Source organism: Salegentibacter salinarum (assembly GCF_900168115.1).
GTDB lineage: Bacteria > Bacteroidota > Bacteroidia > Flavobacteriales > Flavobacteriaceae > Salegentibacter > Salegentibacter salinarum.
Genome location: NZ_FUZC01000001.1, coordinates 540,715 through 564,394 on the forward strand (window position 1 = coordinate 540,715; position 23,680 = coordinate 564,394).

Sequence of the window (23,680 nt, forward strand, 5' to 3'; positions counted from 1 at the left end):
TTATGAAAAAAGCTTGTACATTATTTCTTTTCAGCCTGTTTGTTTCTCAAAGTTTCTCCCAGGAAAAAATAAAGGTTGCGGTGGCGGGCTTAACTCACGGTCATGTAAATTGGATTTTTAACCGGGAGGGAAAAAACGATATAGAAATTGTTGGTATTTATGAAACCAATAAAGAACTTATTAAGAAATATTCAGAAAACTACGATCTTGATAAATCTCTTTTTTATACTGATTTTGAAGAAATGCTGGATAAAGTAAAACCCGATGCGGTTTCAGCATTTGGGGCTACCAACGAACATATTAACGTTATGAGGGCGTGTGCACCAAGAAAAATTCACGTCATGGTAGAAAAACCATTGGCTACTACCGTAAAAGATGCTAAAGAAATTGAAAAGCTGGCTAAACAACATTCCATTCAGGTGCTTACTAATTATGAAACTTCCTGGTATGCGAGTAATCAATATATAAAAGATTTAGTTGAAGAAGATCAACTTGGGGATATTAGTAAAGTAATGGTTAACTCCGGTCATCAGGGACCAAAGGAAATTGGGGTTAGTGAGGAGTTTCTTGAAATTCTGGTAAATCCTGAGAAAAACGGAGCCGGTGCCTTAATGGATTTTGGTTGTTACGGTGCCAATTTAATGACCTGGCTAATGAAGGGAGAAAAACCTGTTTCGGTTACTGCGGTAACCAATCAGAATAAACCTGAGATCTATAAGGAAGTTGATGATGAAGCCACAATTATTCTTCAATATGGAAAAGCACAAGCTGTAATTCAGGCTTCGTGGGACTGGACTTTTTCAAGAAAGGATATGGAGGTTTATGGTGAGAATAGTTACGCAATAGCCAGCGATGCTACCACTGTAAAAATGCGAACCGATGCAGATAAACCTGAAAATATTGTGAAGCTGGATTCCCTGGAAGCGCCTTACGACGATCCATTTTCTTACCTGGCGGCAGTTGTAAATGGGGAAATAGAAGTAAACGATTTCGGTTTGTACAGCCTCCCATTAAATCTTATTGTTGTAGAAATTTTAGAGAAAGCAATGGAATCGGCTAAAACCGGAAAGACCATACATTTTCAAAAAAATGATTTCTAAAATGTTTCCATAAAAAAAGGGGGATTGACTTTTATTTCAGAATTGCCCCCTTTCTTACCCCAATTATACACTTCAAAATTAACTCAGTTAAAGCTTATTCAGGTTAAATCAAGGTCAAGGAAATACTAAGATTGTATTATCGGTTAGATTTATTTTTAGATTAACATTCATTTAAAAATCAGGAGACAAGCCTTAATTTTTAAATAACCTATCCCAGAATTTTAGGGTCTAATTTTGCTGAAAATAATACTAAAAATTAAGTTATGACTTCAAATGAAAAGAACAATTTGGCTTTGGAAACTTTAAAATTTCCGGTTAGGTACGACAACAGGCAACAAACAATATGGGATGCCAAAGACATGATGGTTTGTGATATTCGCGGCTGGGGAAAAATTCAATTTATGAACAAATCTGAAGCACGCCAGGATGCTATAGGTGAATTAATTGCCAATTTGCTCAATAAATTTCACCGCAACGAAAATTCCAAAATAGACGAAGAACTTTTTAGGATGTTGGCCTCCTAGGTTTAAGTATATTTAATTGATTATGTTAAATCCATTATTAAATTTTAAAGAATTGAATAAGGACCTTATATTTAGCTGCATTATCCTTGAGTATTTTATTAAAAACCGCCCTTCCGGTTTGCTTAACCAACGTCAACATGCGGCAACAATTTATACTTCTATTTTCTCTAGCCCTACTTAGCACTAACCTCAGCGTTTTTTCGCAGGAATACAGGGAAGTATTTAAAAATTTTGATGAGCTCGTAAATATTGAAAACACCAATTTATTATACGGGAAGGAATATGTAGAACAGCACGCCACTATAAATAATAAACATAAATTTTTTCAAACTTCTGGGTTTTTGAATGGAGACGTAGTTTACAGCGGGGAAACTTATTACGACCTCGACTTAAAATATAATGTTTTTGAAGATTTACTTATTGTAAGAGTTAAAAAAGAAGGCGGGGAAGCAACTTATCAATTATTTAAAAATAGAATTGAAAGCTTCAGGATTGATGGGCGAAATTTTATAAATATATCGCCGAAAAAAAATGCCGAAATTCAGGGATTTTTTGAAATATTTAGTGAAGACGCTTCGCTAAAACTACTCAAAAATCATCGAAAGAAATTAAAGAAAATCCTCACTACAAATTTTACTTATTTTGAATTTGAACCGGAGCCGACGCAGTATGCCGTAGCTATTTCAGGGAAATATTTCAAGGTAAATTCCCAAGCGGGTTGGTTAGATGTTTTTCCCGAACATAAGGAGAAGATCGAAAGCTATTTTAGCTCCAATCAGGCTTTAAAAGAAACTGACCCCGATAACTTTTTGCTTCGATTATTTAGCGAGATTTCTGAATCATATAAATCGAATAACTCTTAATTCGAATGAGAATATTTCTAATTTTTCTATTCTTTCTCTGCAATGTTTTAAAGCTTTCAGCCCAGGAAAATCCACGAATTGATCTAAGTTTTGAAGATGCAACGGTAGAAGAAGTTATGATGATGATTGAAGACCGGACCGCTTACAAGTTTTTTTATTCCGAGGAGTGGATCGATGATAGTTTAATTTCAGGTTCATATAACAATGAAGATATAGAAACCGTACTTACTGAAATTTTTAATGCTACAAATCTAAATTTCTTTATTCTCAATGATCAAATTATTATCACCAGGAATAATGTTATTTATGATGAATTGCCCACTAGTTTTTATCCAGAAAGAAGCGCGGATACTTTAGCCAATGATAAACCCGTGGCGGTGAGTGAAGATTCTGAAGAAAGAAATCATCAGCCTGTTTTTTACCGGGAATCAGGAACTGTTGCAGCAGAAGAAATTGAAACAATTTACATAGGGAAGGAAGATAAATCAAACCCCAAAAATCGGTTTATACTTTCAGGAATTGTCACTAATGCTGAAACCGGTTTGCCTATTTCAAATTTATCGGTGGTAACCGCAAGTGGAAATCAGGGTTCGGTTACTAATGAGGAAGGTTATTATGAACTGGAACTTCCGGCAGGCGCCAGTATTATTGAAACTATTTCGCTGGGAAATTTAGACGTTAAAAAACGGATTGTAATTTATAATGATGGTCAACTAAACCTTAGCCTGGATGAAAGTTTTGAGCAGTTAGGAGAAGTTTTGGTAGACTCCGAAGCCGATCGTAATGTGAGGAGCGTTATTGCCGGAGTAGAAAGTATAGACGTAAGCCAAATTAAAAATATTCCCCTGGTACTTGGCGAAAGGGATATTCTAAAGGTTGCCACTACTTTGCCAGGAATAACAACCGCAGGGGAAGGTGCTGCCGGTTATAATGTTAGGGGCGGAAAAACCGATCAAAATCTTATTTTACTTGACGATGCGGTAATTTATAATCCTGCCCATTTCTTCGGAATTTTCTCAGGAATAAACCCTTTTACAACGGGCGAGGTAGATATTTATAAAGGAAATATTCCTGCCGAATACGGCGGTAGGCTATCATCGGTATTTGATATTAAAAGTAAAGACGCTAATACTGAAAAATTCGTGGGGGAAGTTTCAGTGGGTCCCGTAACCAGTAATGTTGCTTTAGAAATTCCTATTGTAAAAGATAAATCTGGCTTGATGCTGGGCGGAAGAAGCACTTATTCCGATTGGATCTTGAGAAATCTGGACGAAGAATCTCTTTCCAACAGCAGCGCATCGTTTTATGATCTTATCGCAAAATACAATCATAAGTTCAGTGAAAAGACCAGTTTGAGAACTACGGGGTATTACAGCCGTGATGTTTTTAGTATTACTTCAGATTCGCTTTTCAGGTACAGCAACCTGGTTTTTTCTGCAAACCTTAATCATAAGTTTAATGAGCGCAATGAGATGGAGGTGGTGGTCTCAAATAGCGGTTACCAGTTTGATATAGATTACGAGAGTGAGTTTAATAATAATTTCACTTCCGGGTATAACATCAATGAAACTGAAGCGAAAATAAAGATGAATTACCGGCATAGTTCTGCCCATAATTTTGAATATGGTTTAAGTAGCAAACTTTATCTTGTAGATCCCGGGGAAATTTCTCCCCTGGGTAGTGAATCTATAGTTGAGCCTTTTCAAATTGACAGGGAACAAGGCCTGGAGAGTGCAATTTTTATTTCTGATAATTTTAAAGTGAATGATGAGTTGCTGATAAGTGCAGGATTGAGATATTCATTGTACGCAGCTATGGGACCAAAATCGCAAAATACCTACGAAGAAGGTTTACCCAGAAACGAATCTACTTTAACAGGATCGCGGGAAGTAGGAAATGGAGAAGTAATTGAAACCTATGCTCGGCCGGAGTTCAGGCTTTCTGCCAGGTATGCTTTTTTGCCCGATTTTTCTACTAAAATAAGTTACAATAATACCTATCAATATATTCATACGCTTTCCAATAACACCACTATTTCGCCCACTGATACGTATAAGCTAACCGATCTTAATATTAAGCCCCAACAGGCAAAACAATATTCCCTGGGATTATATAAGAATTTCAAGGAAAATATGTACGAGTTTAGTGTTGAAGGCTATTATAAAGAATCAGATAATATTTTAGATTACAAAGTTGGAGCCCAGTTATTTTTAAATGAAAATGTAGAAACCGAAGTATTACAAGGCGATGGAAAAGCTTACGGAGTAGAATTTCTACTGAAAAAATCTGAAGGAAGGCTTAATGGGTGGCTGGGATACACTTATTCCCGGTCTTTACTGAGGTTAGATGGGGAGTTTAGGGAACAAAGGGTAAATAATGGAGATTTTTTTCCAGCAAACTTTGATAAACCTCACGATGTTAGCCTGGTTGCTAATTATAAATTAACTAAAAGGTTTAGTTTTTCAGCTAACTTTGTCTATCAAACCGGAAGGCCAGTTACTATACCGGTGGGTAAATTTAACCCGGGAACCGGTCAGCTGCCTGTTTACAGCGATAGGAACCAATTTAGAATCCCCGATTATTACAGGTTAGATCTTAGTTTTAATGTAGAGGGGAATCACAAGATTGAAAAATTCGCACATAGTTTCTGGAATATTTCAGTGTATAACGTGTTGGGGAGGAACAATCCGTATTCGGTATTTTTTGTAACCGATGATGGTGATATTCAGGCATACCAGAGTTCTATTTTTTCAATACCAATTCCTACGATTACGTATAATTTCAGGTTTTAATTTAAAAGATTCAGGACCATGTTTTCAAAACAACAAATATTAATACTGCTTTTTACCGGTTTTTGCCTGTTTCAGTCTTGCGTAGAACCTATAGAATTTGAAACCGATGAATATGAGAATATCCTTGCGGTAAGAGCCACAATAACCGATGATTTAGAAACACAGAAGGTTTATTTAAGCCGAACATTTCTTTTTGGCGAAGATGGTCCCGCGCCTGAAAGCAATGCCTCAGTTCGGATTACCGATGAAGTCGGAAACGAGTATGAATTCAGGGAAGCCGAAAACGGTGAATATCATTCTGTAGATCAATTCAAAGCCCAACCCGAAACCGATTATCAACTTCAAATTGAGACTGCAAATGGCGTTTCTTATACTTCAGAGCCTACCCAATTGGCAAGTAGTTCGCCTATAGATAATGTAGAAGCACAGCGACTCACAGTAAACGGAGAAAACGGGATTGCTATTGAGGTAGATAATTATAATACCAATGACGCGACTCAATTTTATCGTTATGAATATGAAGAAACCTATAAGATAGTTTCGCGTTATAGTTCCGACTCCGATCTTATTTATGAAAACGGACAATTTAAAGTTATTCCTAAAACACGGGAAGAACGGGTTTGCTATAATACCTTAAATTCTACCAATTATATCCTGGCAAATACCAGCAATTTAAGTGAGAATAATGTAGAAAAATTTCTGGTTAAATTCGTTGAAACAGCCAACCCAAAACTCTCGCAACGCTATAGTTTGTTGGTAAGGCAAATTGGTATTAGCAGGGATGCGCATTATTATTACAACGCCATGGAACGTCTTTCAGGCAGCGATAATTTATTTTCTCAAAATCAGCCGGGTTTTGTAGAAGGAAATATTATTTCTGAAAACCCCGATGTAAAGGTTTTAGGTTATTTTAATGTTTCTTCGGTTTCTACCAAAAGAATATTTTTTGATTATCAAGATTTTTACAGCATTGAAGATCCTAGGCCATATTTTAGCGAAGACTGTAATCCTGCACATCCTGTAACGCCTGCAGATTTGGAAAAACTCATTCCAGTGTTGCAAAGTGGTTATGTGAAATTGCTTAGAACCAAATTTCCAACCTTTGAAGTTGTGGAAACCGAATGTATAGATTGCAATGTATGGGGTACAAATGTTAAACCAGACTTTTGGGAAGAGTAAAAAGTTAAAAATGAATAATTTATTTAAAATACTCTTAGTTTTCCTTCCGCTTTGTGAGATGTGGGCACAGCCTGTAACGTCCAATATGCAATTGCAGGAATCTTTTAAAGAACTTCCACAGGAAGAGGTTTTTGTGCATTACAATTCTTCCCTTTTAATGCCCGGCGCTCAATTTTATTACAAAGTCTATGTGCTAAATACTGCTGAAAATAAATTAAGTGGACTCAGCAAAGTAGCTTATGTAGCATTGATTGATAAGAACGGTGAAGAAGTTTTTAAACATAAAATTTACCTTGAGAATGGAGTAGGAGCGAGTGATTTTTTTATTCCAAATTCGGTCAATTCGGGTCATTATAAGTTGGTAGCCTATACCCAATGGATGCAAAACGGAGGTGTTAAAAACAGCTTTAGAGCAGATCTTTTGTCCATAAATCCATACCAGAATGAACAGGATATTATTGATACAGATAAGGAAATTAGTGCTGTGAATTTAAAAGATAATAATTCCGGTGAATTTCTTTCGCTTTCTGTACTGAAAACTACCTATGAAAAAAGGGAAAAAGTCATCCTGGAAATTTTAAATACAGAAAAGATTATAGGAAATTTTTCCATTTCAGTTAATAAGCTCGAGGAATTTGAAGTCCCCGAAAAACCAACCAGCGCTAACTATGGCAGAAATTATGAAATTGAAAATAAATCCAATTCAGAATATTTTATTCCGGAGTTAAGGGGAGAGTTACTATTGGGAAGTATTTCACCTATGCCCATCAATTCAAATCGTAAACCACAAGTTGCTTTATCAATTAATGGAAATCAACAAATTTTTAGAACTTCGGTTGTGAACAACACGGGAGAGTTTTTCGTTAACCTGGATGAAAAGTTTGATGGTGAAACCGCGCTGCTTCAGGTTTTAAACGACGAGGATTCAAATTATAAAATTCAGTTGAGGAAAAAGGAAAAAATCAATACTTCAGCCTTAGTTTTTAAAGATTACAAAATAAGTGCGGAAGCCAATGATGAAATTTTACAACGCAGTATTCATCACCAAATAGAAAACGCTTTTTTTGAAGTAAAAGCTGATAGTCTTCCGGTTGCTGAAATGGAAAATAAAGAATTGTATCCTGGGGAATCACAGTTATATGTACTGGATAAATATACCCGGTTTAAAACGCTAGAGGAGACTTTTGTAGAATTCATTTATTTGGCGAGAATTAGAAAAGATGAACAGGGAGAGCCTGAGTTTAGGGTAAGCGGCATTCAAAACTCCCTGGATTATGGTTTGCCGCCATTATTATTGGTAGATAATGTTTTAGTAGAAGACCATTCTCATTTTATTAATTATCCTTCAGAAAAAGTGGAAAGTATAGAAGTTTTTCGCAATAATTTTTACCTGGGTCCTACGGTGGCGCAAGGTCTAATAAAGGTGAAAACTATTGAAGGTGATTATGTGGAAAGTTTAGATAAGCTAACCGAAATTAAAATTAAAAGTCCGCAGTTGGATAAAAATTATAGTTTTCAAAACTATAATCAGCCTGAAAAATTTAATAGAATCCCCGATTTTAGGTATCAACTTTTCTGGATGCCTCACATTGAGCTTGAAGAGAAAAATAAGGCGATTGAATTCTTTACTTCAGATGTTACGGGCACTTTTGAAATTAGCCTGGAAGGTTTCACTCGGGATGGAGAGCCCATTAGTTTAAAGAAACAATTTGAAGTGAAATAAACTTTTCTCAAGGCTAATTTGCTTCCCAAAACTCCTTAAAACCGTACTTTTGTAGATTCACACACTTTAAAGTAGAATTTATGAAAAGTCGCTTAATATTAAGCCTGTTTTACCTGGCTGTTTTAGGGAGCCTGCAGGCGCAAACGCTTGAATCTCCCAATGGAAACCTGCAATTGAATTTCTCCCTTGAGGAAGATGGTACCCCGGTTTATAAACTGGATTATGAAGGAAAAACTGTAGTAGAAACCAGTAAACTGGGAGTAGAGTTAAAAAATGAAGAACACGCTCTCACTTCAAATTTTAGCATAGAAAATACCGAAGAATATGCTTTTGATGAAACCTGGACACCGGTTTGGGGTGAGGAAAACGAGATTAGAAATCATTATAACGAACTTGTGGTTCATTTAAATCAGGAAGATTCAGAACGTAAAATGCTGATTCGTTTCCGTTTGTTTAATGATGGTCTCGGATTTAGATATGAATTTCCGCAGCAAAACAATCTGGCGCACTTCGTGATTTCAGATGAAAAAACCGAATTTGCCATGACCGGAGATCACACTGCTTTTTGGATCGCCGGCGATTACGATACCCAGGAATACGATTATACCGAGAGTAAACTTTCAGAAATAAGAGGATTGATGGAAAAAGCGGTTACCGCTAATGTTTCCCAAAAGTCTTTTTCCCCAACCGGCGTGCAAACTTCGCTGATGCTTAAAACTGAAGACGGGATTTATATTAATTTACACGAAGCTGCTTTGTTGGATTATCCTGCGATGCACCTTAACTTGGACGATGAAAGTATGGTTTTTGAATCCTGGTTAACTCCGGATGTTAATGGCGACAAGGCTTTTATGATTTCCCCGGGGCAAACTCCCTGGAGAACTGTAATTGTTAGTGATAATGCGAAAGATATCCTGTCTTCCAGAATCACTTATAACCTGAATGAACCTAATAAAATTGAAGATCCTTCCTGGATTAAACCCATGAAATATATGGGTGTTTGGTGGGAAATGATCACGGGAATGAGCTCCTGGGATTATACCGATGAATTTGCTGCGGTTAAACTTGGCGAAACCGATTTTGAAGCGGCCGAACCAAACGATACCCACGCCGCGACTACCGAAAATGTAAAATATTATATTGATTTTGCTTCAGAACACGGCTTTGACGGTCTGTTGGTTGAGGGCTGGAATGTAGGCTGGGAAGACTGGTTTGGAAATTCTAAAGATTATGTTTTTGATTTTGTAACGCCTTACCCCGATTTTGATGTAGATGAAATTAGGGAATACGCGAAAAGCAAAGATGTAGAAATGATTATGCACCACGAAACTTCAGCTTCGGTTAGAAATTACGAAAGGCATTTAGATACGGCCTATCAGTTTATGAAAGCCAATAATTATAACGCCGTAAAAACCGGTTATGTAGGGGATATTCTTCCGCGGGGGGAAAATCATTACAGTCAGTGGATTGTTAACCACTATCAATATGCACTGGAAAAGGCTGCTGAATACGAGATTATGATCAATGCGCACGAGGCTGTAAGACCCACCGGAATTGCGAGAACCTGGCCTAACCTAATCGCCAACGAATCGGCTCGTGGAACCGAATATCAAGCCTTCGGCGGAAACAAACCAAATCACGTTACCGTTTTGCCGTTTACACGTTTAATTGGCGGTCCTATGGATTATACACCGGGAATTTTTGAAATGGATATCAGCAAACTGAATCCAGATAACAATTCCCACGTAAATAGCACGCTGGCGAATCAGTTGGCTTTGTATGTCACGATGTATTCTCCATTGCAGATGGCAGCCGATTTACCTAAGCATTACGAGCAGTTTATGGATGCATTTCAGTTTATAAAAGATGTTGCGATAGATTGGGACAAAAGTGTTTACCTGGAAGCTGAGCCCGGAGATTATATCACCATTGCCCGAAAGGAAAAAGACGGGAATAACTGGTTTGTTGGAAATGTAAACGGGGAAACCCCAAGAATTTCAGAAATTGAATTCGATTTTCTTGAAAAAGGAAAATCTTATATCGCCACGGTTTATGCCGATGCCGAAGATGCGCATTACAAAGAGAATCCGCAGGCTTATGAAATCAAAAAATATCGCGTAAACAGCAAGTCTGAACTTTCACAAAAATCTGCTCCCGGTGGTGGTTATGCAATAAGCATTATGGAAGCTGATAAATCTGAAATCAGGGATTTAGAGAAGTTGTAATTCGTATAATGTAGAATTTAGATTGTATACTGTAAAAAATAAAGTTGAAACCCTCGTCAATTGGGCGGGGGTTTCCTTTTTAGAAACCTTAATTCAGTAGAAATTAATAAATAATTTATAGTTTTAAGCAGAGTTGATCAATCACAATTGCCAGAGCTCTACTTTGGGATGGGGTTTTACGATTTAGCATCGTTCAATATATGGCACTGAGATTTTTATAAATTAATAGCTATAAATTCTATAATTTGAACATAAGTCAATTCATAGAAAATACCTTTAAAAATCTTATTCCGGCGCCCTTTACTTTAGCGGTGCTGCTTACGCTAATTACGCTTTTTGTCGCATTTTTCTTTACCGACCAAACAAGCATCACTTCTGCAATTCAAATCCTCGATTTCTGGCAAACAGGGATGTGGGATCCTGCCCTCATCGTCTTTATGGTGCAAATGATGCTCATTTTGGTTCTAGGACACGTTTTAGTGCTTAGCAAACCTGTTTCCTGGCTTACGAGTCAGTTAACTAAAATTGTGACCGGAAATGCAAGCGCAGTGATTATTGTTTCGGTTTCCACAATGCTGGTGGCGTTTTTTAATTGGGGTTTGGGATTAATCTTCGGGGCTATAATGGCCAGAAAAGTAGCCGAAGCAGCTCCACCCGCGGATTTAAAATTAATTATCCCTTAATTGGAGCAGCCGGTTACGTGGGTTTAATGGTGTGGCACGGCGGAATGAGCGGTAGTGCACCACTAAAAGCCGCACAGAACGGGCATTTGGCCAGTCTTTTTCCGGGCGCAGATTCTGAGTTTCTTTCACAGTTACCTAACAACCTTCCTACTTCATGTACTATTTTTTCCTATTGGAATTTATTGATTTTCGCAATTTTATTGGTATTAATTCCGCTAACGCTCTATCTTCTTTCCAGAATCAGCGGAATAAAAACAGTGAAAACTGAATATGAAACAAAATCACATCACATCGCAAGAATTACGGGTGCCGAAAAATTAGACCATTCAAAATGGTTGAGGTTAGTTTTTGGGATTTTACTGCTTACAGCTTTTTTTGCGAGTTATTCCGAAGAACTTTTAATAGGGAATCTAACCCCTAATATGCTAAATTTTCTGATGCTATGCTTGTGTATATTGTTGCACGATTCTTTCTTTTCATTCTTAAAAGCTTTGCAGGAAGCGATTGGAGGAGCGGCTGCAATTTTAATTCAGTTTCCGTTGTATTTTGGGATTATGGGCGTAATGCGCGAAACGGGTTTAGTTGGAGATATTTCCAGCTTTTTTGCAAGTATCGCTACAGATGTTAGTCTGCCGGTTTACAGTTTCTTCAGTGCAGGTTTAGTAAATATTTTTGTTCCCAGTGGTGGTGGTCAATGGGCAGTACAGGGTCCCATTATCCTGGAAAGTGCTTTAAAACTTGGAGTTCCGCTAAACAAAGCGGTGATGGCTCTGGCCTACGGAGATCAAATAACCAATATGCTGCAACCATTTTGGGCTTTACCATTGCTTGCAATTACAAAACTAAAAGCTCGCGAAATTCTTCCTTATACCCTGGTGATGATGCTGGTGGGAACATTGGTTTATATAACCGGGTTGTTATTGGTATAAGTAATTTCAGATAAATTGAAAAAATCACTAATAACAGTTTAAGATTTCTTATTTTATATAGGAATCAATTTTTCTCATTATGGTGCCACCCAAGAATAATCCGATAAAAAGGCATGAAGCCATTCAACCTTTAAGCAGAGAGCACCACCAGGGGCTTTTACTTTGCTGGAAAATCAGGAAAGGTATTGAAACCGGTGTGGAACTGCAGCGTATAAAAAATTATACCGATTGGTTTTGGAAAAACCAGTTACAGGAACATTTTAGAATTGAAGAAAAATATGTATTTCCGGTTTTAGGTGCCAAAAATGTATTGGTAAAACAAGCCTTGGAAGAGCACGAACATCTCGCATCATTATTCTGTCAGAATAATGATATTGCCCTTGCATTAGAAATGATTAAAAACGATTTGGAAGGTCATATTAGGTTTGAAGAACGGGTACTTTTTAATGAAATTCAGGAGAAAGCTTCAGCAGAAGAACTTCAGTATATTGAACAACACCACGGCAAAGAAATCTCCTGCGGGGTTTGGGAAGATGAATTCTGGGATTAAATTTATCTAATTCATAAACTTATGCAGCTTTTCGTAAATGTTGCCTACCAGTCACTTCCTGTTTTAACCTAAAAACAGTGTCTTTTTCATAGGCCAGAAAATAATAGATCACAAAGAACAGGAAATACATAATCATTGATTTCTGTCTAAGGATTATTCCAAGATTAGACATTACAAATGTCATTGCAAAAGAGGTAGTAAAAAATAAGATTAGGCTGAGTTTTACGTGGCCCGGAGCTGTTTTTAAGAATCCGAAAAAACTCTTTTTAAACAATTTCCCGAACAACAATAAATAGACTAAATTTTCTATAGAAACTATTACTCCCATAATTCCGGGGGCATCAAAAAACAGGGGTCTAAACCAAAAAGTAAAGAATTTTTCTAAAAGCGAATAATCTGTCATTGGTACACCCGATGTGGCATTATCAAGGTTGTTGGATCGGTTTTCAGTAAACGATAAGAAATCTGCAATTAGGTTTTGAGAATTCCCAAGGTTTACCACATCCAGAATTTGTTTATGAAAAAGCAATAAAACCCCGGTTATAGCGCCAACAAAAATGGCTTTTTGCTTTAAACTAATCTGATTTTTATTGATGAATATACTCAGCAACCCGGCTCCGGCCAGTAGTAAAAACATATGTGGTCTTATGGCAAAAACCAGTAAGGATCCTAAACTTAAACTATAAATTCTGGTTTGGGGTTTTCTAAGTGCATAAGCGAATAACATTAAGCCTAAAAAGATAGGTGCTCCTTTGCCCAGAGATGCCGTCCAGAAGTGCATATTTGGTAGAAAAAGAATCAGAACCAAAAAATCTATTTTTTTAAAGATCTTGATATTTATAGCTATATTTTCTTTGAAAAATAAGTAGGCATAAACAAAACCCATAAAACCAATCCAGCTAAAAAGCAACATCATCATTTCGTAGCTGAAGCCGAAGAAATTTATAAATGGATAGGATAGAAAATCTATAAAAGATGTTCCGGTTTCTAAAAATCCGCTCCAGGTTTTCCCCTCTTTTCCCGATACGCTGAAATAGCGCTTTGAATCTGAAGGATTAAAAAAGGCGTAGGTGTAATAAACTCCGGCAAAGATTAGATGATAATAGAACAATTTATTCATCAGGTTTGCTGAGAAAAAATCGTGTTTTTCACTAATCATTTTGAAAATATATTGGTTTGCCAGGTGCAAAAACGGAATAAGCATTACCGCCTGCAACAGGTTATGAATTAGGTTTATATCTGGGGACATTTTTTAAAATCTATTTATCCCCTTAAAACCAATTTTCTTACCTAAAACTTTTAATTATGATAGCTTTAAGTTTTAAGCCAATAATTAACTGAATTTAAGTCTATAACGATGAAATATTTCGAAGTTAACAATTCTTTCAAATTCGAAAACTGTGAACTTCTACAGAAGTGTTTCCACAGGTGTGTAAATTTCAACAATGGAATTTAGAATTTAAAACCAAAGGTGAAGGTTAACCTTCCGCCATCGTCTCCGTAATAATAGCCCGTATTAGCTGTAAAAGCGTTAAAGCCATTAATCCAGATAGATCCGCCATAGTTGTTTCTCCATTTATCTGAAGTAGAATCCTCTTCCCAAACACGTCCGTAATCAAAGCCTGCGCTTACTCCAATTTGAAGCGGAATAAAATTGGTTCGGATTCGGCTTATTCCAACCCTAAGATCGGTAGAGTGGTAGAAAGATTGTTTCCCGTTGAAACGTTCCCAACGATAGGCTCTCAGGTTTTCGTTTCCGCCTAGGATAGCACCATCATAGTACTCATAATTATCCCCGAAGATGGCTTTACCGCCAACTTTTGTTGCTAAAACTGCAATTCCGCTTTCGTGCAACGGATAATCTATTGCCAGCGACGGACTCAAATAGGCAAATTCGTTATTGTAGCCGTCAATATTGGTTTTATACCCCGTGGTGATATCAGCTTCAAATCCGCGGGAAGGATATGATGGATTATCCCGATTTTCATAGTGGTAATTGACTTCCCCACCTGCATAAAGTTGCCGTTCAAAAAGGTCATTATCTTCAGAAAAAGCATCAGCTATAAATCGTTCTTCATCATAGGATACTTCTCTGGATTGTAAAAAGGGCTTCGCATAAAAACTTCCGCCGGAATTTCCGCGCCATATTAATGAAGGAGCAATTTCCCATTGTTCTATTCTTACCCTGTTATAATCCCGGCCATCAGCATCGCGATCGTATTCAGAATTTATTCCTTCTCCAAAATAATTTACTGCAAAATTAGGACTGGTATAACGCGCAGCAATTCCCAGGTTCCAGTTATAGAAAATATGGGCAAATTCCCCAAAATACCCTACTTCAAACCCATTGGTTGCAAAATAATATGATGCATCAAAAGTATGTTGGGTATTAAAAGGATTATTAGTGAGACCGTAAGTTGTGAAAGTGTCTCTTAAGCCTAGTGATAGGCCTTCATCTCCATTGTAATCTACCTGGGGCATAATTTTATTCTCACTTTTCTTACGCTTATCGGGATCAAAAGCGTTGATCTCATAAGAATCTACCAACCATTTTTTAGATTTTGGGTTTTCAATAATGTTCTCTTTACTTTTCTGATCGAATAATTTTACGTTTCTAGTATTTTCAAAATTATAAATGTCTTTTCCTTCTCCACCTACTATTTTTAATTTTATAGGATTATCTCCTTCCCCGGTTACACTAAAGCTGTCTTCATTATCTAAACCATAAATCCAAATTTCTTCAGTTTCATCGGCCTTATAGGTGTGATTAAAAGTTTCGTTGCCATCTTCATCTTTTACAATTACTTCGGTTAAACCATCATTTTTTCTCGTAATTATAAAGCTATCGTCTTCTTTTGTGCCGGTTAGAACCTGGAAATCATTTAAATATTTGTAATATCTCCTGGCAATATCCTCAAGGTTTTCACGGCGTTTTTTAAGATTTGCTTTTATGCTGTCTATAGTTTCATCCTGAACATTTTCTGGTAAAAGTGCGAAAGATTTTTCAATTTCTTCGTCGGTTAATTTCTCCTGAATAAAATCTACCTGTTCCTTCCATTGGTTCCATCCTGCATTTTTAATAATTCTTTGATCTAATGAATATCCTGAAAGATTGAACCATTTTACGTTATCTACATTCTCATCATAAGTTTCCATTTTCCTCACTAATGGAAAACCAAGTTTAACAAGATCTAAAACAGGGCCATCGTATTTAGGAAAGGCGAAATCACGGTCTCTCGGGATTGGCCTATAGGATTTTTTCCCGTTGTCTTCTTCGAATTCTGCCCATCGCCACTGGTCAAAATGCCTGTCCCAGTCACCCACAAGCATATCTAATAAGCGTGCTTTTATAAACTCGCCTTCATCGGGTTGGTTGTCTTTGCTTTCTTTTAAAGCGATTAAAAAGTCGGTAGTGCTTAAAATGTCGTTAGGTTGTCCAAATCTTTCAAATTGTTTGTTCTCATCACCTACGTGAGCTTCAAACATATATAATTCGTCACCATAGTCGTCATTATTGGTACCCAGGGCTTTTTGTTTTGGCACATAATAAATATCCGGGTGACCGGCAATAATATCAAGGGTTTCAGTAATACGATTTAAAGAGAAAGGTGCATAAGGATGGGCAGTTGTAAATAGGTCTAAAGCATAACGCTGGGCAACTGTATTTTCTATATAATCTTTTATGTAATGATCTTTTATGGCTGCAGCCTGTAAAAAGCGGGTGGCACTCTTTCTAAGGGCACGAATGGTAAATTCATGATCCTCTTCGCCAATAAACCTGAGAGATCGCGACTGCATGCCGCCACCTTCTTTTAAAGGTTCCAGATCACCATCCAGGGTATCTAAGAATAATACTCGGGCATCTATTTTTTTACTGTAAACATCTCTATAATGATCACCCCAAATAAGGCTGTAAAATTTAGATTTATCAGTTTCTTCTTCAGAGTAAATTGAAGCGCTAACGGTATCTCCAACCTGTTCCTTGGTTTTATAAGAAACCTCTTCCATTCGGCTTTCTTTCCGCTTTATTGGAGCTGTAAAGATTAAGCTATCTTCCAAAGGTTTAACTTCATAGAATTCAGCAAGTGAACTTCTATCTTTAAAGATCTTTAATTTGGCATATCCCATTTTCGTAGAAGCAAAATGCTCGTCTTTTCTCACTTTTGCTTTTTGAATATCTTTAGTATAGCCGCTGATTATTTGAGGGATACCATCGTCTTTTAGAAACTGCATATTGGCATCATTTCCGGAAACAAAAATTACATCGTCAAACTGGCTGGCAATAGTTTCCAGGCGACCACGCAGGTAACTATATTCTTCGTTATAATATGCCTGGGGAGAAAAACCGCCAATTTTTTCAAAGAATCCATTTTTGGTGTTGCTTAAAACAGGATGAGGTACCGAAACCACAATGGTTTTTCCATGATTATCTTTAATGTCATCTTTAAATTCTATGAAAAATTGTTCCCTGGTTTTTATTTCACATTTGGTATTGATGATGGGGTGCTCGTCCCAGTCTTCCAGGTACCACTGCGAGTCTACAGTAATTAATTCTACCTGGTCTGTAATTCCATTGCGTTCTAAAGGGCAACCATCATCCGGCCAAACTTCAATATTAGATTGATTATCCTGTAAAAAGGATTCTAAATCGTCTATTGCACCCTGACCTTCTTTAGTCCATTCATTATAGCCGGGCGTGAAAATAACATCGCCATTAAAATCTTTAAGCGGTTCTAAAAGGTATTTTTTTAGTAATTCTTGATAGGCTTCGCGCTCTCTTTCATTTTTTGGATAACCTTTAGGTTTAAGAAAATTCCCGGGTACCAAAAGAGTAGCCTTTTCTTCTTTTTGAGAAGCTTCTACTATAGATTTCATTATTTTGCCAGCATCCCCTTCTAAATCGTTGCCAATATTCCCAGCGACATAAAAAGTATGTTCTAAGGCTTTGGCATTTTGATTTTCAGCAGGGCCATTTTCCTGGGCACCGGCAAAAAAAACCGTAAGTATAAAAATATTTAGAAATAAAAGTGTATTAATCTTCCCCATGTGTAAGTGCAAAGTTTGAATTAGAATAAAATCCAATTTTTTAAAAAACGGCGATACAACAATAGGTTTTAACGCATTATAACACTTGTCTTTAGTAAGTCTTTAACGTTGGTTAATTGAGTGAATTAATTTAAATTTCGCTTCTCTATAAAAAAGCGTTTAAGTAATGCTGAAGCCTCTTTTGCCAGAATACCGGATTTTACTTCGGTTTTTGGATGCAGTTTAACCCCGGTTTTTCGGTAACCGCGCTGTTTATCTTCTGCAGCGAAAATCAGTTTTGAAATTTGGCTCCAATATAAAGCACCCGCGCACATTTGGCAGGGCTCCAGGCTCACATACATGGTGCAATCTTTTAAATATTTTCCGCCGATAAAACTGGCAGCAGCGGTTATAGCCTGCATTTCGGCGTGAGCGGTCACATCGTTCAAGGTTTCGGTTAAATTATGTCCGCGAGCGATTACCTGATTATTAATCACCACCACAACCCCAACAGGAATTTCGCCTCTTTCAAAAGCTTTTTCGGCTTCATCCAGGGCTTTTCGCATAAAATATTCGTCATCGTAAGGCTGCAGCATTTAAATAATCTTTTCCACGGAAAGATAAAAATTATAAAATTAGCTTCTGAACAAATCCTTATAAGAAATAAGTTTTCAAAGCTTAACTTTGCGCACTATGAACCTCAAGATTTTAGAAGATATAAACTCACCTGAAGAACTGCGAAAACTCCCGGCTGAAAAGTTACAGGAAGTCTCGGCAGCGCTCAGGAAATTTATTATAGATATAGTTGCAACCAAAGAAGGGCATCTTGGTGCCAGCCTTGGCGTGGTAGAATTAACACTTGCTTTGCATTATGCGTTTAATACTCCTGAAGATTTATTGGTTTGGGATGTGGGACACCAGGCTTATGGTCATAAAATTTTAACCGGTAGACGAGAGAATTTTCATACTAACAGACGACTAAACGGAATTAGCGGATTTCCAAAAAGGGAAGAGAGCCAATACGATACTTTTGGCGTGGGGCATTCTTCTACCGCAATCTCGGCCGCCCTGGGAATGGCTATAGCTTCAAATCTGAATGGCAAATTTAAAAAGCATCATATTGCGGTTGTGGGAGATGCTTCTATTGCCAGTGGGATGGCTTTTGAAGGATTAAATCACGCTGGAGTAACCAAAGCTAATTTATTGGTGGTACTCAACGATAATGCCATTGGGATAGATCCCAGCGTTGGAGCTTTAAAACAATATTTAACTAAAGCGCGGGTTGGTTTTAAGCCAAAGCAAAGCAATATTATTGAAGCGCTTAATTTTAAATATTTTGGACCGGTAGATGGGCACGATATTACGGGCTTGCTTGAGGTTTTTGAACAAATGAAGCAAATTGAAGGACCAAAGTTTCTTCACGTGATTACCACCAAAGGTAAAGGTTTAAAAAAGGCTGAAGAAGACCAGGTGAAGTATCACGCGCCGGGGAAATTTAGTCCTGATACCGGTGAACTTTTACCTTATGATACCGCCGGGCTTCCTTTAAAATACCAGGATGTTTTTGGACTTACTTTGGTAGAATTAGCTAAAAATAACGAAAAAATTATCGGGATTACGCCTGCAATGCCAACGGGAAGCTCTTTGAAATTTATGATGCAGGCTTTTCCCGAAAGGGCCTTTGATGTTGGCATAGCCGAGCAACACGCCGTAACACTCTCTGCAGGGATGGCTACCCAGGGTTTTAAGGTTTTTTGCGCTATATATTCAACTTTTTTACAGCGCGCTTACGACCAGGTTATTCACGATGTAGCCATTCAAAAATTACCGGTAGTTTTTTGCCTGGATAGGGCAGGGCTGGTAGGGGAAGATGGCGCTACCCATCACGGCGTTTTTGATATTGCATATTTAAGATGTATCCCTAACATTATAATTGCCGCGCCTAGCGATGAAAATGAACTTAGAAACCTGCTATATACCGCCCAGCTCGATTTAAAACTCCCCATGGCAATAAGATATCCACGAGGAAGAGGCATTAAAACAGACTGGGAAACCCCTTTTAAAGAAATAGCAATAGGAAAAGCCAGGCGCCTGAAAGAAGGTGATAGAATTGCTGTTTTAAGCATTGGAAATATGGCCCAAAATGCTGTTAAGGCCATAGAAAATATTACAACAGAAAAAATTGGGCATTTTGATATGCGCTTTGTAAAACCGCTGGATGAAGAGCTACTGCATATTCTTTTTCAAAAATACCAAGCCTTTATTACTATTGAAGATGGAGCGGTAGTCGGCGGCTTTGGTAGTGCTATTTTAGAATTTGCCTCAAAGCACGATTATAATGTTAAAATTAGGAATTTAGGTTTGCCAGATAAATTTATTGAACAGGGAAATATAGATGAGTTACAAGAAATTGCGAAAATTAGCGTTGAATATATTGAGAAAGAAATAGTCACTCTTCTTCAAAATCTTTAATTTTGCCATTCCGAAAAATCTAAATTAACTAATGAAAACCAAAGTCTTATGTCTTTTAGCCTGCTTAATTTACTTAACCACAACCGCGAACAATTCAATTTCAGATTACTATTTTGACATTTATAACGATACTATAAAACCTTCAGATTCTATTAAAGTGGTACAGGATACTACCGAGGTAGATTCGGTGGTAGTGACGTTTTGGACAGAAAAGAATGAAGTTGGAGTAAACCTAAGTGAGGTTGCTTTTATTAACTGGAACGCCGGTGGAAACAATTCAATTTCTGCATTGGTTTACGGTAATGTGGAACGAAATTATAATAAAGACCATCTTAACTGGCGTAACCGGGCCACGGTGCGCTATGGTATAAACTCTCAGGAGGGCCAGGAGCTTAGAAAAACCGAAGACGAATTACGTTTAAATTCATCTTTTGGATATAGAAAAGATTCAGTTTCCAACTGGTTCTATTCGGCAAAATTTAATTTTAACACGCAGTTTACTAACGGGTATAAATATCCGGACACCGATAGTCCTATTTCGAAATTTATGGCTCCGGGGTATTTATTTCTGGGTATTGGTACAGAGTATTCAGATCCTGTAGAAGATCTTACCATATACATTTCACCGGTAACTCAAAAATCGACTTTTGTGCTGGATCAAAGATTAGCTAACGAAGGGATGTTTGGTGTGACGGGAGCCGTTAGGGATACGCTTGGCAACATTGTAGAAGAAGGAGAAAATGTGAGAACTGAATTTGGTTTCCTGGTTACCAGTGATTTTTCAAAAGAAGTTTTTGAAAATGTTGAACTTGATAACCAATTAAGTCTGTATTCAGACTATCTCAATAAATTTGGAAATATTGATGTGGAGTGGCAGTTAAACGTGAATTTAAGAGTAAACGATTTTATAAAAGCTAATGTAGGTTCCCATTTGCGTTATGATGACGATGTGAAATTTAAGGAAGATACTAATGGCGATGGAGAACTGGAAACCACCGGGCCCAGGGTGCAGTTTAAGCAAATGCTTGGGGTGGGGCTCGTCTACGAATTTTAAAGGTGCCGGCTGTCTAAGCCAGCACCTTTTTATAATTTAATTCCCTTATATTTTTCAAAAGAAGCAACGGTAAAACCATCGGTTAAAGAGGCGGTGTGTGAGCAAATTGCAAGTAAGCGTCTGTAAACCGAATTCTCATCCTGGAGATACGCTAAATTTGGAACTGATTTTAATACCAGTTTATTGAAATTAGAATTTTCTTCTGCTTTCTGCGGAAGTAAGGCTTCAGTATAAGTATCTAAAAGGTGCGAAAGCATTTTATAGCCTGCAATTTCTTTACTAATTACCTCTTCACTCTCGTAGATTTTTTCAATACTAATTTTAATAATATCGTCTATTTGCGCTTCGTATTTACTCCTATCTAACAATCCCTGATGAAATTTTCCTGAAAGGATTGCATCTTCATTTTTCAAGAAGGTTTCTACCGCTTCAGTAATTAAGGTATTTATGGCAAGCGCTCTTAGGTAACTTAACCTATCTGCGGTATTGGTGAGACTGTTGTACTTCCCGGTATTTATATTGTCTTTTACAAGTTTTATAAGATATTCCAGCGCATAATCCTCATCAATGAGCCCCAGGTTTATCCCATCTTCAAAATCTATTATAGTGTAGCAAATATCATCGGCTGCTTCTACCAGGAATGCCAATGGGTGGCGGTAATAACTTACATCGCCCCCTTTTCCGGTTTTTATTAAGCCGAGTTCGGTTGCAAGCTCTTCAAAAATCTCTTTTTCTGTCTGGAAAAAACCAAACTTTTTATCAGCAACATTTTGTGTGGGTTTATGCGGTAAAGATTCTTTAGGATATTTTATAAAAGCTCCCAAAGTTGCATAAGAAAGCCGAAGCCCCCCGTCGCTACCCGGTCTATTTTGGGTAAGAATCTTAAAACCGTTGGCGTTCCCCTCAAATTTTACAAGATCCTGGTATTCTTTTAAAGAAAGTTCATCTTTAAAACGTTTTCCATTCCCGTGACTAAAATATTCCCCGATCGCTTTTTCACCTGAATGGCCAAAAGGCGGATTTCCAATATCGTGAGCCAGTGCCGCTGCGGCTACAATGGCGCCAAAATCGTTCATTCTATAGGCGTGGGTTTTCTCAAGCTGAGGATGTTTCTCCAGAATTTTTTGCCCTGCCAGTCTACCTAAGGATCGGCCAACTACCGAAACTTCTAAACTATGCGTGAGACGGGTATGCACAAAGTCGGTTTTTGAAAGTGGAATTACCTGGGTTTTATCCTGCAAACTTCTAAAAGCCGAAGAAAAAATAATTCGGTCATAATCTACCTCAAACCCAAGTCGGGTTTCATTTTGTTCTTTTCGTAAGCGTTTATTGGTATCTCCAAAACGTTTTAAGGAAAGAAGTTGCTCCCAGTTCATCATAATTTAATGCTGTATAAAATTGAATTTGTAATGCAGGTTCAAAAATAGAAAAAGCTTAGGAATATTGGCCAAATGAAAGCGTTTTGCTGAAAGGTCTTGATAGTTTCAGTCAGACAATTTAGAAATTGAAGGAGGGTGAAACCGGGCAGCGGTGGATAAAAAAACTGAAACAGCGACATATTGGGGAGCATGGCGCCGGTTCCAGTTTTTACAAATCAGTTTTTTTACTGACTTTATTAAACTCCTTGTCTGTTTTATTAATTTGAGAAAAATCCTGTGCTCTCTTGCTAACTAAGATTTCTTTGGCTAAATCCTCTCTTATTATGCTTCGGTTTAGCATTAAATCGGTAAACAATCTTCTGCTTTCGTACTCCAGGTATTCGGTTAAAGATTTCGTTTTCAGTTCAATTAAATCTAAAGGAAGAAATTCAGCAATGAATTCTTTTTCTATAGCTACAGCTTCACCAATAATTTGCTGTATTTTTTTATCTGAAATTTCCTCTAGAAGATGATCTCTAAATAACTGCACTGCAAAATCACGATGCAGGGCTTTATCGCGGTAAATCATCTCGTAGGTGTAACAAAGTCCTGGTATTAAACCGCAATTTTTTATCCAGAAAATAGAAGCAAAACTACTGTAGGAAAAGATACTTTTTGCCGTTGCAAGGGCTACTAATTTTTCAGCAAAAGAAGTGCTGTTCGACCATTTTTGCAACCATTCTTCCCTCGCAATCGTAGCAGGATGCTTTTGAATTTCTTTAAAAATCTCTTCTTGTAAAGTGGTATTAAAAAAAGAATTTATACACATACTATAAGCTTCTGTATGTGTATTTTCCATGACTAGTTGTAAATCCAGAAAGGATCTGGCCTCAGGAAGATTAATCTTTTCGCTAATTTTTTTGGTTAAACCGCTCAGGTTTTTTTCTGTAGAAAGAATTAAACCAAGAACTTTATTAAGAAACTGGCGTTTCTCCCCATTTAATTCTTCCCAGGCTACTAAATCTTTTTGAATATCTATTTGTCCTAAAGTCCAGAAGTTAGCTTCAATAGCTTTATAGGCATCCCAAATATCGTTATGCTTAACAGGAAATATTACAAATCTGTCTTTGTTATCCCGAAGCAGGGGTTCCTGTTTACTCATTTATGTGGGGTGTTACCGTTTATTTAAAGGTTCAGTAACAA

Annotated in this window: 17 protein-coding genes; 12 read left to right on the top strand and 5 right to left on the bottom strand. The window is 37.3% G+C overall.

Translation table 11 applies throughout. The annotated features are described in order from the left end of the window. The first annotated feature begins 2 nt into the window (after positions 1-2). The 10 genes from B5X53_RS02415 to B5X53_RS02455 all read left to right on the top strand — a co-directional run bounded on the left by B5X53_RS02415 (position 3) and on the right by B5X53_RS02455 (position 12,568). Positions 3-1,100: a Gfo/Idh/MocA family protein gene (locus B5X53_RS02415; RefSeq protein ID WP_079711629.1), complete on the top strand. Its 1,098-nt coding sequence runs from the start codon at positions 3-5 to the stop codon at positions 1,098-1,100. Positions 1,101-1,363: 263 nt separating this feature from the next. Further along, entirely contained in the window at positions 1,364-1,624 is a 261-nt protein-coding gene (locus tag B5X53_RS02420; RefSeq protein WP_079711630.1) for a hypothetical protein, read from the top strand. 137 nt (positions 1,625-1,761) lie between these two features. Then, positions 1,762-2,487: a hypothetical protein gene (locus B5X53_RS02425; RefSeq protein ID WP_079711631.1), complete on the top strand. Its 726-nt coding sequence runs from the start codon at positions 1,762-1,764 to the stop codon at positions 2,485-2,487. Between the two features lie 5 nt (positions 2,488-2,492). Next, positions 2,493-5,279, top strand: coding sequence for a TonB-dependent receptor plug domain-containing protein (locus B5X53_RS02430; protein WP_079711632.1), 2,787 nt, complete (start codon positions 2,493-2,495; stop codon positions 5,277-5,279). A gap of 18 nt (positions 5,280-5,297) precedes the next feature. Beyond that, entirely contained in the window at positions 5,298-6,458 is a 1,161-nt protein-coding gene (locus tag B5X53_RS02435; RefSeq protein WP_079711633.1) for a DUF4249 domain-containing protein, read from the top strand. Between the two features lie 10 nt (positions 6,459-6,468). Further along, positions 6,469-8,181, top strand: coding sequence for a hypothetical protein (locus B5X53_RS02440; protein WP_143533230.1), 1,713 nt, complete (start codon positions 6,469-6,471; stop codon positions 8,179-8,181). An 80-nt stretch (positions 8,182-8,261) separates the two neighbouring features. Further along, positions 8,262-10,406, top strand: a complete 2,145-nt coding sequence (locus B5X53_RS02445; protein WP_079711635.1) for a glycoside hydrolase family 97 protein — start codon at positions 8,262-8,264, stop codon at positions 10,404-10,406. A gap of 245 nt (positions 10,407-10,651) precedes the next feature. Next, positions 10,652-11,089: a TIGR00366 family protein gene (locus B5X53_RS19445; RefSeq protein ID WP_232763990.1), complete on the top strand. Its 438-nt coding sequence runs from the start codon at positions 10,652-10,654 to the stop codon at positions 11,087-11,089. Between the two features lie 26 nt (positions 11,090-11,115). Further along, positions 11,116-12,018 (top strand): TIGR00366 family protein, encoded by a 903-nt coding sequence (locus B5X53_RS02450; RefSeq protein ID WP_262507247.1) that lies wholly within the window; start codon positions 11,116-11,118, stop codon positions 12,016-12,018. A gap of 79 nt (positions 12,019-12,097) precedes the next feature. Continuing rightward, a complete protein-coding gene (locus tag B5X53_RS02455) occupies positions 12,098-12,568 on the top strand; it encodes a hemerythrin domain-containing protein (RefSeq protein WP_079711636.1) in 471 nt (156 codons plus the stop codon). 19 nt (positions 12,569-12,587) lie between these two features. Here the strand turns inward: B5X53_RS02455 and B5X53_RS02460 are convergent, their stop codons facing one another. From B5X53_RS02460 to B5X53_RS02470, 3 genes are all read right to left on the bottom strand, one after another. Next, positions 12,588-13,817: a hypothetical protein gene (locus B5X53_RS02460; protein ID WP_232763988.1), complete on the bottom strand. Its 1,230-nt coding sequence runs from the start codon at positions 13,815-13,817 to the stop codon at positions 12,588-12,590. Positions 13,818-14,020: 203 nt separating this feature from the next. Further along, entirely contained in the window at positions 14,021-17,614 is a 3,594-nt protein-coding gene (locus B5X53_RS02465; protein ID WP_079711637.1) for a BamA/TamA family outer membrane protein, read from the bottom strand. 125 nt (positions 17,615-17,739) lie between these two features. Continuing rightward, entirely contained in the window at positions 17,740-18,189 is a 450-nt protein-coding gene (locus B5X53_RS02470) for a nucleoside deaminase (protein ID WP_079711638.1), read from the bottom strand. 97 nt (positions 18,190-18,286) lie between these two features. Here B5X53_RS02470 and dxs point away from each other — a divergent pair, with 97 nt between their 5' ends. Both dxs and B5X53_RS02480 read left to right on the top strand, forming a co-directional pair. Continuing rightward, positions 18,287-20,065 (top strand): 1-deoxy-D-xylulose-5-phosphate synthase, encoded by a 1,779-nt coding sequence (dxs, locus tag B5X53_RS02475; protein ID WP_079711639.1) that lies wholly within the window; start codon positions 18,287-18,289, stop codon positions 20,063-20,065. A 31-nt stretch (positions 20,066-20,096) separates the two neighbouring features. Beyond that, positions 20,097-21,119 carry a DUF3078 domain-containing protein gene (locus B5X53_RS02480; protein ID WP_079711640.1) on the top strand — a complete coding sequence of 341 codons (1,023 nt, stop codon included), beginning with the start codon at positions 20,097-20,099 and terminating at the stop codon, positions 21,117-21,119. Between the two features lie 29 nt (positions 21,120-21,148). On the opposite strand, the gene B5X53_RS02485 is transcribed toward B5X53_RS02480, so the two are convergent. Further along, a complete protein-coding gene (locus B5X53_RS02485; protein ID WP_079711641.1) occupies positions 21,149-22,495 on the bottom strand; it encodes a deoxyguanosinetriphosphate triphosphohydrolase in 1,347 nt (448 codons plus the stop codon). A 211-nt stretch (positions 22,496-22,706) separates the two neighbouring features. Further along, positions 22,707-23,639 (bottom strand): ribonucleotide-diphosphate reductase subunit beta, encoded by a 933-nt coding sequence (locus B5X53_RS02490; protein ID WP_079711642.1) that lies wholly within the window; start codon positions 23,637-23,639, stop codon positions 22,707-22,709. Positions 23,640-23,680: the final 41 nt, after the last annotated feature.